Origin of the sequence: Tessaracoccus flavescens (assembly GCF_001998865.1) — a bacterium.
Lineage (GTDB): Bacteria > Actinomycetota > Actinomycetes > Propionibacteriales > Propionibacteriaceae > Arachnia > Arachnia flavescens.
The window spans coordinates 2911169-2926271 of record NZ_CP019607.1 but is presented as its reverse complement, the minus strand read 5'-3'; the positions used below and the strand labels follow the sequence as shown (position 1 = coordinate 2926271).

The 15103-nt window shown below is 68.8% G+C and carries 13 protein-coding genes; 6 read left to right on the top strand and 7 right to left on the bottom strand.

The genetic code is table 11. From position 1 onward, the window contains the following. Positions 1 to 714: 714 nt before the first annotated feature. On the bottom strand, positions 715 to 1413 hold the full coding sequence (locus tag BW733_RS14140) for a TIGR03936 family radical SAM-associated protein (protein WP_237268211.1): 699 nt from the start codon (positions 1411 to 1413) through the stop codon (positions 715 to 717). A 158-nt stretch (positions 1414 to 1571) separates the two neighbouring features. Between BW733_RS14140 and BW733_RS14135 the strand changes: the two genes are divergently transcribed. Next, positions 1572 to 2756 carry a CynX/NimT family MFS transporter gene (locus BW733_RS14135; RefSeq protein ID WP_161490246.1) on the top strand — a complete coding sequence of 395 codons (1185 nt, stop codon included), beginning with the start codon at positions 1572 to 1574 and terminating at the stop codon, positions 2754 to 2756. Here BW733_RS14135 and BW733_RS14130 read toward each other — a convergent pair. After that, on the bottom strand, positions 2753 to 4246 hold the full coding sequence (locus tag BW733_RS14130) for a DUF1846 domain-containing protein (protein ID WP_237268210.1): 1494 nt from the start codon (positions 4244 to 4246) through the stop codon (positions 2753 to 2755). The genes BW733_RS14135 and BW733_RS14130 overlap by 4 nt on opposite strands. A gap of 63 nt (positions 4247 to 4309) precedes the next feature. On the opposite strand from BW733_RS14130, the gene BW733_RS14125 reads away from it, so the two are divergent. The 4 genes from BW733_RS14125 (at position 4310) to BW733_RS14105 (ending at position 8917) form a co-directional block, all read left to right on the top strand. Continuing rightward, positions 4310 to 5086, top strand: a complete 777-nt coding sequence (locus BW733_RS14125) for an alpha/beta fold hydrolase (protein WP_077351462.1) — start codon at positions 4310 to 4312, stop codon at positions 5084 to 5086. Between the two features lie 69 nt (positions 5087 to 5155). Continuing rightward, positions 5156 to 7099: a BCCT family transporter gene (locus tag BW733_RS14120; RefSeq protein ID WP_202970217.1), complete on the top strand. Its 1944-nt coding sequence runs from the start codon at positions 5156 to 5158 to the stop codon at positions 7097 to 7099. 520 nt (positions 7100 to 7619) lie between these two features. After that, a complete protein-coding gene (locus BW733_RS14110; RefSeq protein ID WP_077351457.1) occupies positions 7620 to 7844 on the top strand; it encodes a hypothetical protein in 225 nt (74 codons plus the stop codon). Beyond that, positions 7841 to 8917, top strand: a complete 1077-nt coding sequence (locus BW733_RS14105) for a hypothetical protein (RefSeq protein WP_152024725.1) — start codon at positions 7841 to 7843, stop codon at positions 8915 to 8917. Before BW733_RS14110 ends, BW733_RS14105 begins: the two co-directional genes overlap by 4 nt. Before the next feature lie 5 nt (positions 8918 to 8922). On the opposite strand, the gene BW733_RS14100 is transcribed toward BW733_RS14105, so the two are convergent. The 5 genes from BW733_RS14100 to BW733_RS14080 form a co-directional block, all read right to left on the bottom strand. Beyond that, entirely contained in the window at positions 8923 to 10878 is a 1956-nt protein-coding gene (locus BW733_RS14100; protein WP_077351453.1) for a TIGR03960 family B12-binding radical SAM protein, read from the bottom strand. A gap of 36 nt (positions 10879 to 10914) precedes the next feature. Beyond that, complete coding sequence (locus tag BW733_RS14095) at positions 10915 to 11850, bottom strand: CPBP family intramembrane glutamic endopeptidase (RefSeq protein ID WP_077351451.1); 936 nt, start codon at positions 11848 to 11850, stop codon at positions 10915 to 10917. A 272-nt stretch (positions 11851 to 12122) separates the two neighbouring features. Next, positions 12123 to 12530, bottom strand: a complete 408-nt coding sequence (gene ndk, locus BW733_RS14090) for a nucleoside-diphosphate kinase (RefSeq protein ID WP_077351449.1) — start codon at positions 12528 to 12530, stop codon at positions 12123 to 12125. After that, the gene (locus tag BW733_RS14085) at positions 12527 to 12880 is read right to left on the bottom strand and encodes a DUF4233 domain-containing protein (RefSeq protein WP_077351447.1); all 354 of its coding nucleotides are present in this window, start codon (positions 12878 to 12880) and stop codon (positions 12527 to 12529) included. The genes ndk and BW733_RS14085 overlap by 4 nt, the downstream gene beginning before the upstream one ends. Further along, on the bottom strand, positions 12877 to 14211 hold the full coding sequence (locus tag BW733_RS14080) for a bifunctional folylpolyglutamate synthase/dihydrofolate synthase (RefSeq protein WP_077353024.1): 1335 nt from the start codon (positions 14209 to 14211) through the stop codon (positions 12877 to 12879). The genes BW733_RS14085 and BW733_RS14080 overlap by 4 nt, the downstream gene beginning before the upstream one ends. Before the next feature lie 108 nt (positions 14212 to 14319). On the opposite strand from BW733_RS14080, the gene BW733_RS14075 reads away from it, so the two are divergent. Continuing rightward, complete coding sequence (locus tag BW733_RS14075; RefSeq protein WP_077351445.1) at positions 14320 to 15066, top strand: DsbA family protein; 747 nt, start codon at positions 14320 to 14322, stop codon at positions 15064 to 15066. Positions 15067 to 15103: the final 37 nt, after the last annotated feature.

Below are 15103 nucleotides of genomic sequence, written 5' to 3'. Positions count from 1 at the left end.
AGCCTGCGCGGGCGGCGCCTCAGCGGGCGTGGCGATGCTGGTCTCGGCCACCTGGGCGGGGGCCTCGACGTGCTGGGCCGCAGCGGCAGGGCGGGTCGCGCGGCGGCGGGTCCTGGGCGCCTCTGAGGCAGCGTCGGGCTGCTCGGGCGTGGCCTGCTCGACCGCGGCCTCAGCGGGAGCGGCCGTCTTGCGGGTGGCGCGGCGGCGGGTCGGCTTCGTCTCGTCGGTGACCGGCTCGGCAGCAGCCCGTGCGGCGGCCTCCGGCTCGGTCGGCTCGACGGTGGCGACGCGGCGGCGGCGCGTGGGTGCGGCGCCCTCCGGCTTGGTGTTGGCCTTGCGGCGCTTGGGGGTCAGATCGCTCTTCACAGCGGAGGCGGGTGCCTCGGACTCCGGCGTGGGCTCCGCGGCGACGTCGGCCTTCGGCGAGCCAGCGGTGCGGCTCGCGGCGCGGCGGCGACGCGGGGCGGGGGCGGAGGATTCCTGGGGCTCGGTCGACTCGTTGGAGTTTTCAATGTCGAGCATGGCGGCTCCTTAACGCGCATAGCGCGGACAGGCACAGGCAAGCTGTGCACCAAGACAGAAGGTCGGCCGAGGCTACGAGCAGTCGCGGCAGAACTGCCGCGGTGCAGCTCGCTGCTCCCGGGTGGCACCGGCGGTGCCGTGACCTGATTGTTATTCTCGCACAGGTTCCCAAATTCCGGCGTATTTCCACTGTCAGCGGAGCGGGTCGCCAATCTCGCCGTCGCGCAGCGGGCCCTGGGCCAGCCTGGTCAGCAACGCCTGGGCGGGTACCCGCTCGTCGAGCATCCGCAGAGCGGTGAGCACATCGTCTGGACGCACGAGCGGCGTCTGATGGATGGAGCGGAGGGCGAGCGTCTCGTCGTCGACCACCGTGAGGGTGACAAGTGCCGAGCGCACGTCGAAGGTGCGCATCCCGTTCTTGGTCATCCGCTCGACGGTGAACTCGTCGTTGGCCATCAGCGCCTCGACCGCAGGGGCAAGCACGCCCGGTTGCGCCCCTGCCGTCTTCATGATCCAGTCCGAGGCCTGGAGCAGGTCGCCCAGCGACTCCTTCACAGCGTCGGCCGCGTCGAGGACCACGAAACCGGTGGGCATCACCGCGTTGAGCGCCTCGGTGATCTTTGCCGGATCGCAGACCTCCTTCAGTCCCAGCTCGACGTACTCGGCCTCGCTGGCCGCCGATGTCGGCGCCGCGTTCGCGTAGGAGATGCGCGGGTGGGGATTGAAGCCCGACGAGTAGGCCATCGGGATCTCCGCGCGCCGCAACGCCCGCTCGAGCGCGCGGCCGAAGTCGCGGTGCGAGGTGAAGCGGCCGGGGCCACGCTTCGCGTAGCGCAGGCGCAGCTTCTGCGCCGGAGGTGCCTGCTGGACTGGAGGTTGACGGTTTCCCACGGCTGGAAGTGTAACGGCACCCGCCGCCGGGTCAGCCCGTGAGCGGCGCGGGCAGCCGGTGCGGGCCGCGGTGGCCGTGCAGGGGGGCCCCCGCATGATCACCGCCCTTGGCCGCCCGCTTTGGGTATCGTGATCGGGCTGACGAGAAAGGCCCTGACGTGACCGATGCCCTGCGCCGCTGGTGGCCGCTTGTCGCTCTGCTCGCACTCGCGTTCAACCTGCGTCCGGTTGCGGTGTCGGTGGGGCCGGTCCTCGCCGAGATCGCGGGCGACATCGGGTTGAGCGGTTCCCTCGCCGGACTACTGACGTCGCTGCCGACGATCTGCTTCGCCGTGTTCGGTGCGCTCGCGCCCGCCGTCGCGCGCCGATTCGGCGACCACCTGGCCATCGGCATCGCGCTCGTGCTGCTGATCGTCGGCCAGGTCGGCAGGCTCATGGTCGACGGCTCAGCCTCGTTCCTGCTGCTGTCGATGGTCGCGCTGTCGGGCATGGCGCTCGCCAACGTGTTGATGCCGTCGCTTGTCAGGCGCCACTATCCGGGCAGGATCGGGATGGCCACCGCCCTGTACTCGCTGACGATGACGATCGGGGTGACGCTCGCGAGCGCCACGACGGTGCCGCTTGCCAACGCGCTTGGCGGCTGGCGTGCGGCCTTCGTCGCGTGGGTGGTCGCCGCGGTCGCGGCGCTGCTCTGCTGGCTGCCGCTGCTCGGCCAGCGGGAACCCATCCGCTCCCACGAACTCGCCCGGGTCACCCTCGGCCAGATCGCGCGCACCCGGCTCGGCTGGGCGCTCGCCGTCTTCTTCGGGATCCAGTCCTCGCAGGCCTACTCGATCTTCGGCTGGCTGCCGAGCGTCTACCGCTCCGCCGGGCTGGACGAGGTGCAGGCCGGCCTCATGCTCGGGATCGCCACCGGGGTCGGCATCCTCCCCGCCTTCCTGATCCCCGCCTACGTTGCCCGGACCAAGAACCCGAGCGTGCTGTTCGTGAGCCTGATGGTGTTCCTCGTGGCCGGCTATCTCGGCCTGATGCTCGCCCCGACGTCGGCCCCATGGCTCTGGGCGGTGTTCCTCGCGCTCGGCACGGCCTCGTTCCCGCTGCTGTTGGCGCTGTTCGGCACGCGGGCGCGCACGCCGGTCGCCACCGCGGCGCTGAGCGGGTTCGCGCAGTCGGTCGGGTACGTGATCGCCACCCTTGGCCCGCTCTCGTTTGGCATCCTCCATGCCCGCACCGACAGCTGGACGCCTTCGATCGTGCTGCAGCTCGTCCTCGTGGTGCCGATGCTGATCGCCGGGCTGTACGCGTGCCGTCCCCTTCTGGTGGAGGACCAGCTCAAGGACTAGCGCTTCTTGTACAGCTTCTTCGACTGGTAGACGGGCTCGCTGGTGACGTTGACCCCGAGGTTGCGCAGGATCCCCTCGTCGACGGAGCCGAGAATCACGCTGCTGTGCATGTCGCAGCCGCGCAGCTCCCGGAGATGGTCGAGGGCCGCCTCAGCGTTGGGGTCATAGGTCGCGCTCACCGACAGCGCGATCAGCACCTCGTCGGTGTGCAGGCGAGGGTTGGAGCTTCCGAGGTGCTCGGTCTTCAACGTCTGGATGGGCTCGATGGTCTCGGGCGCGAGCAGACGCACCGAGTCGTCGATGCCAGCCAGCGCCTTGAGGGAGTCGAGCAGCATGGCCGAGCAGGCGCCGAGCAGCGCGGAGGTCTTGCCCGTCACGATGCGACCGTCGGGCAGTTCGATGGCGGCTGACGGCCCCTTCGACCTGCGCTCCACCTCGAGGGCGGGACCGACGACGGGCCGGTCCTCGCGCACGATCCCGACCTGGCTCATGGTGAGCGCGATCCGGTCCGAGATGGTCGGCTCCAACTCGTCGCGACGCTCGGCGACGAGCGCCTTGAAGTAGCGGCGGATGATCTCCTGCTTGGCGGCGTCACGGCACACCTCGTCGTCGGAGATGCACACTCCCGCCATGTTGACGCCCATGTCGGTGGGCGACTCGTACGGCGAGCTCCCCGTCAGTCGCTCGAGCAGAAGCTTGAGCACCGGGAAGATCTCCACATCACGGTTGTAGTTGACGCACTGCTCCCCGTAGGCGGCCAGATGGTACGGGTCGATCATGTTGACGTCGTCGAGGTCGGCCGTCGCCGCCTCGTAGGCCAGGTTGACCGGGTGGTCGAGCGGGAGGTTCCAGATCGGGAACGTCTCGTACTTGGCGTAGCCGGACGAGATCCCGCGCTGATGATCGTGGTAGAGCTGCGAAAGGCAGGTCGCCATCTTTCCGCTGCCGGGACCCGGCGCCGTCACGACCACGACATCGCGCTCGGTCTCGATGTACTCGTTGCGGCCGTAGCCCGCCTCGCTGACGATCAGCGAGACGTCGTTGGGGTAGCCCTTGATCGGGTAGTGCCGGTAGACCTTCAGGCCCAGCCGTTCGAGCTTGCGCTTGAAGGCGCGGGCCTGACGATGCTCGTCTGTCATCTGCGTGATCACGACGCTGCCGACGAACAGCCCATAGGAGCGGAACTCGTCGATCAGTCGCAGCACGTCGGACTCGTAGGGGATCCCCAGATCGGCCCGGACCTTGTTGCGCGCCAGGTCATGCGCGGAGACGGCGATGACGACCTCGACCTCGTCCTTGATGGTCTCGAGCATCTGGATCTTGTTGTCGGGCGTGAACCCGGGAAGGACGCGCGAGGCGTGGTGGTCGTCGAACAGCTTCCCGCCGAACTCGAGATAGAGCTTGCCCCCGAAGCGCTCGCGGCGCTCGTTGATGTGCTCCGACTGCAGTGCGAGGTAGCGTTCCCGGTCAAATCCAACGTTGCGCGTCACGGGTGTCGATCGTATCGTGCCACCCCTGGAATCCCCCATCCGCACCGGATCTATGATCCCGACATGACGGAACTGACGCTGCACCGCTACGGCAAGCCGGGGGGCCCCACTCTGGTGCTCGTGCACGGCCTGACCGAGGACGCAACCACTTGGCCCGACGCCGTCGAGCACTGGGGTGACCGGTTCGACCTGCTCACCGTCGACCTGAGAGGCCACGGCACCTCACCGCGCTTCACGGCCTCCCAGATGGGCTCGACATCGCGGGTCATGCAGGACGACCTCGAGGCCCTTCTCGCCTCGCTCCCCTCCCCGCCGGTGATTGTCGGGCACTCGCTCGGCGGCTACCTGGCCGCCCGGATCGCGCTCGAGACGCCCCACCTGATCAGAGGGGCGGTGCTCGAGGATCCCGCGAAGCCCCCGCAGGACGGTGAGGAGACCACCTTCGACCAGTCGCTCTTCCGCTCCGAACAACTGGCGTTCGTCGACCTCGTCACCGCACATCGCGAAGACGAGATCCAGCGGATGGAGCTCGAGACTCCCTGGAGCCGGGCCGAGATCGAGGCGTGGGCCGACTCCAAGGCGAGGGTGGACAGGTCCTACCTCGCCGAAGGCCTCGCCCTTGCCGAGGGGCCGTGGGAGGTGGGCCTCTTCAGCGAGTTGAGCGTCGCGACCCTGGTGGTCGTGCCTGCGGGTGGCGAGATGGCCCCCGACGTGCGCAAGGCGGCCAATCCCCTGGTGGAGCGGGTCGACGTCGAGGGCGCGGGTCACTGCGTCAGACGTGACCGGCCAGAGGAGTTCTTCGCCGCCGTCGACGCCTTCCTCACCCGCGTTCTCAGCTGAAAACACGCCTCCTGACCGCGTTGCGGGTAGGGTAACGCACCGTCCCTTACCCCAGCGGAGGAGATCTGCGTGCAGTCCGACGAACAGAACCGGTCGCCGAAGGAGGGAATCGGGCCGAAGGCCCGACGCCTGCTGAAGAAGGTCGAAGAGACCTACCCCCACGGCATCCATCCAGCCCTCGTGCCCGGCATCAGCGTCGAGGAGCAGCGCAACCGCTACGGCACGGACAAGGTGGTCTTCGGGGTGACGGCGATCCTGATCGTCGCGTTCATCGCCTGGGGCATCATCTCGACCGAGAGCCTTTCCGCGGTCTCGGCGGCGGCCCTCAACTGGACGCTCGAGAACGTGGGCTGGCTGTTCACCGGTCTTGTCGCGGTCATCCTGCTCTTCATGATCTTCATCGCGCTCAGCCGCTACGGCAACATCCCGCTCGGCAAGGACGACGAGAAGCCGGAGTACCGCAAGTTCTCCTGGATCGCCATGATGTTCTCCGCTGGCATCGGCATCGGCATCATCTTCTTCGGTCCGCTCGAGCCACTCACCTACTACCAGTCCCCCGCCCCCGGCGCGGCCGGGCCGGAGACGCCGGAGGCCGCGGTCAAGGCGCTTGCGCAGACCTTCTTCCACTGGGGAATCGGTCCCTGGGCGATCTACGGGCTGGTCGGCGCCGCCGTCGCCTACGGGGCCTTCCGACGCGGCCGGGTCCCGCTCATGAGCTCCATCCTCGTGGCGCTGCTCGGCCAGAAGCGGGTCGACGGGGTGGCAGGACGGATGGTCGACATATTCGCCATCGTCGCGACCCTCTTCGGCACCGCAGCCTCGCTCGGCATCGGCGCGATGCAGATCGGCAAGGGCGTGGAGATCGTCAGCGGCATCGGAGCGCTGCCCAACGCCGCCCTGATCGCGATCGTCGCCGTCCTGACCGCCGGTTTCATCGCCTCGGCGGTCTCCGGCGTCGGACGCGGCATCCGCTGGCTGTCGAACATCAACATGGCCCTGGCGCTTGCGCTCTCGCTGTTCATCTTCATCGCGGGCCCGACCCTGTTCATCCTGAACATGTGGCCCGCGGCGCTCATGGAGTACGCCCAGAGCTTCTTCCACATGCTGGGCCTCGGCCCCTCCTACGGCCCGGAGGCGGCCGAGTTCACCGGAACCTGGACCGTCTTCTACTGGGCATGGTGGATCTCCTGGTCCCCCTTCGTCGGCATCTTCCTCGCCAAGATCTCCCGCGGGCGCACGCTGCGCGAGTTCGTGCTCTACGTGATCACCATGCCCACCATGGTGTGCGTGTTCACCTTCGGCATCCTCGGCGGCACCAGCATCTGGCTACGCCAGCAGGGCGATTCGATCTCCTCCGGGGACGCCCCCGAGCAGTTGTTCTTCCACGTGCTCGACACGCTTCCGCTCTCCCAGTTCACCCCCATCCTCGGCATGGTGATCATCGCGATCTTCTTCATCACCTCCGCCGACTCGGCCTCCATCGTGATGGGAACGCTGTCCCAGCGCGGGAACTCCGAGCCGACGAAGGGCGTGACCATCTTCTGGGGCCTCGCCATGATGGGCATCGCGGTGGTCATGCTCCTGGTCGGCGGCGGGGACGCGCTCGACGGCCTGCAGAACATGATCATCGTCTCGGCGATCCCGTTCGCGGCGATCATCGCCGCCATGATGATCTCCTTCGCAAAGGACCTGCGCTCCGACCCGCTCGTCATCCGGCGCCAGTACGCCGCCTCTGCCCTGCGCAACGCCGTCCGGCGAGGCGTCGACAAGTACGGCGACGACTTCAGCCTCTCCGTGCAGCGCGCCCCGGAGGGCCAGGGAGCCGGAGCCAACTTCGACTCGCACGATGCCTCCGTCACCGAGTGGTACCAGCGCACCGACGAACACGGCGCCCCGGTCGACTACGACTACGCGACCGGCACCTACGCCGACGGCTGGACCCCGGACGGGGACGTGCCCGACGAGGTGCTCACCGAGACGGAGATCCCGGACGACAAGATCGAGGGCCGCTGAGCCTCCGGTGATCCTGCCCTGACCGGCCCCGTTGTTAGCATGGCCGTCTCCGATCGGAAGGCAGAGATGCGTCACCCGCTACGAACCGGCCGCACGCTCGTTGTCCTGGGCGGCTTCGCCCTGAGCGGCTGCTCACCGACGGGAGTGGGAGGCGGCTGGTCCGTCACGTCCGCGCTCGCGGAGCTGCCAGCCTCGGCAGTCGGAGACCAGCTCATCCTGCAGACTGCCGAGAACAAGGGAGCCTTGAGGCGGCCGGCATCGAGCGAGGCGAAGACACCGATCCCCGCGACTGGCTGCCCGCGGTGACGGGCGTGGGCGAGGACGCGTCGAAGATGTACGTTCCCTTTCCGGAGACGTCGTCTCGACGTTCATCACCAGTCCTGCTCCATTCGACCCGACGCGGTTCATCGGCTCGGACGACTCGGAGGAGGAGGCGAGCCTCCTGGAGGCTCACTTCGAGGCCACCGCCCCGGCCGCGCCCTTCGATCTCATCGCCGTCGGCTGGGCGGCCGACGCCGCGGTGGTCGTCTACCACTTCAACGGGGAGGCCGATGCCGAGGCGCTGCGCGCCAACTGGAAGAACGGGATCACTGCCCGCCGCGAGCCGGTGCTGGAGGGGTACACGCTCGGGGACGTGAAGGCAGAGGGTCAGATCGGCGTCGTGCGTCTGAGCGTCGACTCGGGGATCAGGGCCCCACAACTTGCCCCCTGGCTGGGCGGAGAACCACTGATGAGCAGCAGATGAACGAGAGGAAGCCCATGCGCACCATCAGCGTCACAGGCATCGCCGTCCTGGCGTTTGCCTCGTGCGTCCCGGACACGGCCGGCGACGATCCCACGTCGCCGCCGTCTGCGTCCACGAGCGACGAGGCCGCTGCCGGTTGGAGCGTCGAGCAGGCACTCGGACAGGTACCAGCCTCGGCGGGGGGCGATCCGCTCTGGCTGAGCGGCGCCGACCTCGACGCGGCCCTCGAGGCATCGGGGTTGCAGCGCGGCTCCGCCGATGACCCCAACCCCGAGTGGATCAGGCAGCTCAGCGGCAACCCACCCGGCGACTCCCACATCCACGTCGGGTTCCCGGAACTGCTCGCGGTCGACCAGGCGACGACAAGGCGGATCACAGGGTTCGACCTCGGGCAGGCGGACGGCTTCGTCACTGTGGGCCGCAAGCCCGACACCTTCACTGTTGTCACCGGCGACCTGGGCGAGGACAGCCTCGCCGACTCACTCGTGGAGGTCGACGGACCCATCCGAAGTGACATCGAGGGCGAGGACCGCCAGATCAGTCAGCCAGGAAACCCCGACGCCCTGGACTGGACCGGCGCGCCGACCAGGCTGGCGGCCAAGGACGGCGCCATCGCGCTGTCGGCCTCAACTGAGGCGGTCAAGGCCTGGCTCGACAGCGGAGACACGCTCGCCGATGACACGGGCCTGGCCTCGCTGGCCGGCGCCCTCGACGAGCGCGGAGCCGTCTCAGTGGTGATCAGCGGACCCGTCGCCTTCAACCCCTCGGCGGGCCACAGCCCCGACACGACGGCCGAGGTCCCGTTCGATGCGGTGGCCCTCGCCTGGACAGGCGAGAAGGTGCTCGTTGCCTACCGCGTCGACAGCGAGGCGGACGCGGCGGCCTTCGAGACGATCTGGAAGACGGGCCAGCTGAGCACGAGCGGGCAGCCGATCGACATGTTCGCCAGCGTCGACGGGGCCGAGGTCGGCGACGGAGTCGCCGTCGTCACCCTGACGCTCGCCGACGGCGTGCCGCCGATCATGCCGCTGATGCTGCTCGAGCAGGCCGACGGCAGGTTCGCCTCGCGCTGACCGGGTCAGACGAGATCCGGCTTGACCACCGTCAACGGCAGGAGGGTGCGGCCGGTAGGGCCGATCTGGATCTCGGTGTCCATCTGGGGGCACACGCCACAGTCGTAGCACGGCGTCCAGCGGCAGTCCTCGACCTCGCGCTCGTCGATGGCGTCCTGCCAGTCCTCCCAGAGCCAGTCACGGTCGAGTCCTGCGTCGAGGTGGTCCCAGGGAAGAACCTCCTCGTAGCCACGCTCGCGGGTGGTGAACCAGTCGAGGTCGACGCCGAAGTTGGCGAGCTCCTCGTTGGCTGCGGTGGTCCAGCGCTCGTAGCTGAAGTGCTCGCTCCAACCGTCGAACTTGCCGCCCTCGCGCCACACGCGCTCGATGACGCGGCCGACACGGCGGTCGCCGCGCGAGAGCAGACCCTCGATGATGCCCGGCTTGCCGTCGTGGTACCGCATGCCGATGGCCTTGCCGTAGTTGCGGTCCTGCTTGATGGTCTCCTTGAGCAGCATCAGGCGGTGGTCGATGGTCTCGGCGCTTGCCTGCCCGGCCCATTGGAACGGGGTGTGCGGCTTCGGCACGAAGCCACCGATGGACACGGTGCACCGGATGTCGCGGGTGCCCGAGGCCCGGCGTCCGGTCTCGATCACCCGGGTGGCGAGCTTCGCGATCGCGAGCACGTCCTCGTCGGTCTCCGTGGGGAGCCCGCACATGAAATACAGCTTGACCTGCCGCCAGCCCGACGAGAACGCCGCGGCCACCGTGTTGATCAGGTCGTCCTCGGAGACCATCTTGTTGATCACCTTGCGCATCCGCTCGGATCCGCCCTCGGGGGCGAAGGTGAGGCCGGAGCGGCGTCCGTTGCGGCTGAGTTCGTTCGCCAGGTCGATGTTGAAGGCATCGACGCGGGTCGACGGCAGCGAGAGCGAGACGTTGGTGCCCTCGTAGCGGTCGGCGAGCTGCTTGGTGACCTCCGCGATCTCGGAGTGGTCTGCCGAGCTCAGCGAGAGCAGGCCGATCTCCTCGAGGCCGGTGGCCTTCAGCCCGCCCTGGACCATCGCGCCGATCGTCTCGATGTTGCGCTCGCGCACCGGACGGGTGATCATGCCCGCCTGGCAGAAGCGACAGCCGCGGGTGCAGCCGCGGAAGATCTCAACGGAGTAGCGCTCGTGCACCGTCTCGGCCATCGGGACGATGGGCTGCTTCGGGTAGGGCCACTGGTCGAGGTCCATCAGGGTGTGCTTGCGCACCTGGTGCGGGACGCCCGGCCGGTTCGGCGCGATGCGCTGGATGCGGCCGTCATCGAGGTAGTCGACGTCGTAGAACCTGGGGACGTAGAACGAGCCGGTCAGCGCCAGGCGCATCAGCAGCCCGTCGCGTCCGCCCTCGCGGCCGTCCTCCTTCCACTCCCGGATGATGTCCGAGATCAGCAGCGAGGCCTCCTCACCGTCGCCGAGCACCGCGACGTCGATGAAGTCGGCGATCGGCTCGGGGTTGAACGCGGCATGCCCTCCCGCGACGACGATCGGCTCGTCCTCACCACGGTCGGCGGCGTGCAGCGTGAGCTGCGACAGGTCGATCAGGTTGAGCAGGTTGGTGTAGCCGAGCTCGGTGGAGAAGGACACCCCGAGCACGTCGAACAGGCCGACGGGGCGGTGCGCGTCGAGCGTGAACTGCGGGATCTGGTGGGAGCGCATCTGCTCCTCCATGTCGGGCCACACCGAGTAGGTGCGCTCGGCGAGGATCCAGTCGCGCTCGTTGAGCACCTCGTAGAGGATGGCGACGCCCTGGTTGGGCTGGCCGACCTCGTAGGCGTCCGGGTAGGACAGGCACCAGCGCACCGGGACCGAGTCCCAGTCCTTGACGACGGAGTTGTGCTCTCCGCCGACGTACTGGATCGGCTTGCTCACCTGGGCGAGCAGCGGCTCGAGCCGGTCGAAGACGGAGTGTGCTGGGAGCGCTGGCGTGGTAGTCATAGCGCCGCCCAGAATAACGGTCGCCGCCCCGAATCCCTAGGTTCGCGACGCGTCGTCGCGTTCCGCCGCGCCGACGGGACCCGTCGCGGCAAGCCCGGACCGTTTCGCGAGCCAGGCGATCAGCAGGCCGGCCAGCAGCATCGTGAGCACCTGGAGCAGGAGCTCCGGGCCGCCGACGCCCGATGACCGGTCGAACTGGGCCTCCATGTCCTGGAACGGGAGCAGCGCCATGCCGATCATGTTGTTGACCACGTGGATCGCGACGGCGCCCTCGAGCCCGCCGGTGCGCCACACGAGCCAACTTGCGATGGCGCCCATGGAGAAGTAGACGACGTTGAGCCACACGTCCGTCGACGCGTGCAGACCCATGAAGATGAGCGTGTTGACCAGCCCGCCGACCAGCGCCGCGACCATCGGCGCGGCGAACCATGAGCCGACCGTGCGGAACACGAGGCCGCGTAGCATGTACTCCTCTGCCGCTGCCTGGAACGGCGTGACCAGCATCAGGCCCACTAGCAGCCACCACGTGTAGTCACGCACCGCGAGGCCGAGCGACTCTGGGCCGTCGATCAGGATGGAGACGGTGGTGTGCACGGCGAACACTGCGGCGGTGACCCCCACCGCCTTCCAGAAGAAGCCCCAGCGGAACCGGCCGACCACCGATGACAGGAACCCGGGTCGTTGGCGGCACAGCCGCACGATGAGGAAGGCGCAGGGCAGGACGAGCGCGATTCCCAGGCTGTTGGCGAACACGACCTCGGGCGTGAGTGATCCCTGGGTGAGCGCCTCGAGCTCCTCCATCGTCGGGAACCCGTCGAGGGACAGGGCGACCAACACCGTGACGGTGGAGAGCGCGATGAACGCTCCCCCGAGCAGCAGTGTGGCGACGATGGACATCCACGGCAGCAGTCCAGGGGCCCGCCAGAACTGCGGATACCTGGTCTGCTGGACGGGCAGGACAGGCTCCTGCACGCGACCGGGTCCCGGCGCCGGCCAGCTCTGAGCGGCGCCCGGCCCCGGCGGTGGCCCCCAGCTCGCCTGGGTGGGAGGCGTCCACTGCGGGGGGCTCGGCGGCCCCCACTGAGCCGGTGACTGATGCGGCGGCACGGGTGGAGGTGGCCAGGCGGATCGCTCGCGCTCCCACTCGGACAGTGGCTCGGGCGTCGCGCGGCGTGGCTCGACGGGCGGGCCAACCTCGTCCACGTCCGGGCCGGGGAGCAAGCGGCCCGGGTCTGAGTCGTCGGTCACAGGTCCGGGTACCAGAGGGCGATCTCGGAGGCGGCCGACTCGGGCGAGTCGGACGCGTGTACGGCGTTGTGGCGTGTGGACTCGGCGTAGTCGGCCCGGATGGTGCCCGGGTCGGCCTTCGTCGGGTCGGTCGCCCCGTGCAGCGCACGGACGCGCGCGATGACGTCCTCGCCCTCGAGCACCACGGCGACCAGCGGTCCAGACGTCATGAACTCGCTGAGCGCCGGGTAGTAGTCGCGCCCGACGTGTTCTGCGTAGTGGCGTTCGGCGAACTCCGGTGTGATGGTTCGCATGTCCATGGTGACGATGCGCAGACCGGCCTGCTCGTAGCGGGTGAGGATGTCCCCCACGTGCCCGGCGGCGACGGCGTCCGGCTTGATGATGACGAATGTGCGCGCGGTCATTGAGCGCTTCCCTCTCGGCGGTGGGCTTCGATGCGCCGGCCTAGCACGACGCAGGTCACCCAGATCAACGCGAAGATGATACCCATGGCATACATCCATGGCGTGAACAGCCCCAGCGCAATGGTCGCGACCTGCGCCAGCCAGCCCACGTAGTAACCCCACCGGTGGCGCAGACCCGCGGCGCCGACCAGGCAGAGCACGCTCGCGACTGCGCACACGGCCGCCGCCGTCGGGAGGTTCCAGGCCTCCACCTGGACCATGCCGATGTAGCCGAGCCAGATCACGATGACCTGCATCACGAGCGTCGCCATGGCGGCCGAACGCATCGGGTTCGACGGGTCGAGGCTCACTCGTCGTTCTCCTTCTTGAGCAGGTCGCGTGCCTCGCCCGCAGCGATGACGGATCCGGCCACGAGCACGCCCGCCTGGGTGCTGGAGGTGTCGGCGAGCATGACGGCCAGGTCGAGCGCCTCGGCCATCGTGGCGGCGCGATGGACCTGGTGTGAGGACCAGATCGTCTCGGCCAGCGTCGCCAGCTCGTCGACGGGACGGGCGCGCGGGGTCGAGGAGACCTTCGTGATGACGATCTGGTCCATCTTCTCGGAGAAGATCTCGAGCACCTGCTCGGCGTCCTTGTCCTGCATCATCGCGACCACGCCGATGACGGGGTCGAAGTCGTAGCTCTCGGTGAGCGTGTCGATCGTGGCCCGTGCGGCCTGCGGGTTGTGGGCGGTGTCGACCACGATGGGCGGCGAGGTGCGCACCAGCTCCATCCGTGCGGGGGCCTCGACTGCACCGAGTCCCTCCACGATGATCTCCGGGTTGAGCGGCTGCGAGCCGAGGAACGCCTCGACGGCGGCCACGGCGAGGGCGGCGTTACGGGCCATGTGCTCACCGAACAACGGCAGGAACACGTCGCCGACCGGTCCGCCCGCCGTCTCGAGGCGCAGCAGCTGGCCGCCTACGGCCAGCTGGCGGTCGATGACGCCGAAGTCGGGGCCCTCGGCCTTGACCGGGGCACCGACCTCAACCGCGCGCTCGAGCAGGATGCGGGCGGCGGCCGGATCCTGACCTGCGAGCACCGCGGTCGAGCCCTGCTTGATGATCCCCGCCTTCTCCGCGGCGATCTCGGCGACGGTCTTGCCGAGGATGTGGGTGTGGTCCAGCCCGATGGGTGTCACGACGGCGACCGTCGCGTCGGCGACGCTTGTCGCGTCCCACCGTCCGCCGAGCCCGACCTCCATCACGATGACGTCGACCGGCGCGTCGGCGAAGGCGGCGTAGGCCATGCCGGTGAGCACCTCGAAGAAGGTCATGTCGACGCCGTCGAGCTTCTGCTCGTCGACCATGGCGACGTAGGGCTCGATGTCGGCCCAGACCTCGTCGAAGCGCTCCTCGCTGATCGGCTCCCCGTCGATGACGATGCGCTCGCGCACGTCGCTGAGGTGCGGGCTGGCGAACCTGCCGACCCGCAGCCCCGCGGCCCGGAGAACCGTGTCGATCATGATCGCGGTGCTGCCCTTGCCGTTGGTGCCTGCGATCTGGATGACCGGCACCGCATTCTGCGGATCGCCGAGCAGATCCATCAGCGCGGCGATCCGCGTCAAGCTCGGCGCGATCCGGTGCTCGGGCCACCGGGACGTCAGGGCTGCCGTCAGTTCGGCGTGTGTGGAATGACTCATGGTGCCCTCAGCGTACAAGCGACGGCTTAACCGCGGGTGCCTGCTCCGCGCCTCGGGCGCCCAACTACGCTGAACGGCAAGCCAAGGCCGACAGTCACAGGAGACCCGATGGCATCGAGCGGCAGCCGACGCGAGGCGCTACGCAGGCTACAGGAGGCCGAGGAGCGGGCGCGCCGCACGAAGCGCATCACGATCGCCTCGGTGGTCACCGTCGCGGTCGTCGTGGTCGTGATCGTTGCGGTGGTGCTTATCCAGGCACTCTCCGGAGCGAAGATCTCCGAGGATCAGCAGCGGCCGCCCAACGCGACGGCCGGGCACGGCATCCTGGTCGGCGGGAAGCAGCCGAGCGACGGCGTGCCCCACCTCGTCATGTACGGCGACTACCTCTGCCCTGCCTGCGCAGATGCCGAGTCGGTCTTCGGCTCGACCATCCTCACCCTGGTGTCGGACGGCAGCATGACCGCTGAGGTGCGACAGGCCCACTTCAAGGACGGCGCCGCGACCATGGGTCCGTCCAAGAAGGCCGCCGTCGCGGCAGCCGCCGCCGACAGTGTCGGCCGCTTCGACGCGTATCACGCCGGCCTGTTCGCTTCACAACAGACGGGGTTCACCGACGAGTTCCTGCGCGAGACGCTCCCTGCCCAGATCGGCATGGAGGGCGAGGAGCTGACCCGGTTCCAGGCGCTGTTCGACGAGGTGGCCTTCAACGACTTCACGGACGAGGCAGACGGGTCGCTCGAGGCGGCGGGGGTCTCCAGCACTCCGACCTACCTGGTCGGAGAGACCAAGCTCGACCTCGCCACCATCGGCGCCACGCCGGAGGAGTTCCTGGCCGCGGTCAGGGACGCTGCCTGACGGGACTGGACCTGACAGGGCGGCGGCGCGCACCTTC

Coding starts and splice junctions, on each gene's coding strand:
- BW733_RS14125 (WP_077351462.1), top strand. CDS start 4,310: ATGACGGAACTGACGCTGCACCGCTACGGCAAGCCGGGGGGCCCCACT.
- BW733_RS14105 (WP_152024725.1), top strand. CDS start 7,841: ATGAACGAGAGGAAGCCCATGCGCACCATCAGCGTCACAGGCATCGCC.
- BW733_RS14100 (WP_077351453.1), bottom strand. CDS start 10,878: ATGACTACCACGCCAGCGCTCCCAGCACACTCCGTCTTCGACCGGCTC.
- ndk (WP_077351449.1), bottom strand. CDS start 12,530: ATGACCGCGCGCACATTCGTCATCATCAAGCCGGACGCCGTCGCCGCC.
- BW733_RS14080 (WP_077353024.1), bottom strand. CDS start 14,211: ATGAGTCATTCCACACACGCCGAACTGACGGCAGCCCTGACGTCCCGG.
- BW733_RS14075 (WP_077351445.1), top strand. CDS start 14,320: ATGGCATCGAGCGGCAGCCGACGCGAGGCGCTACGCAGGCTACAGGAG.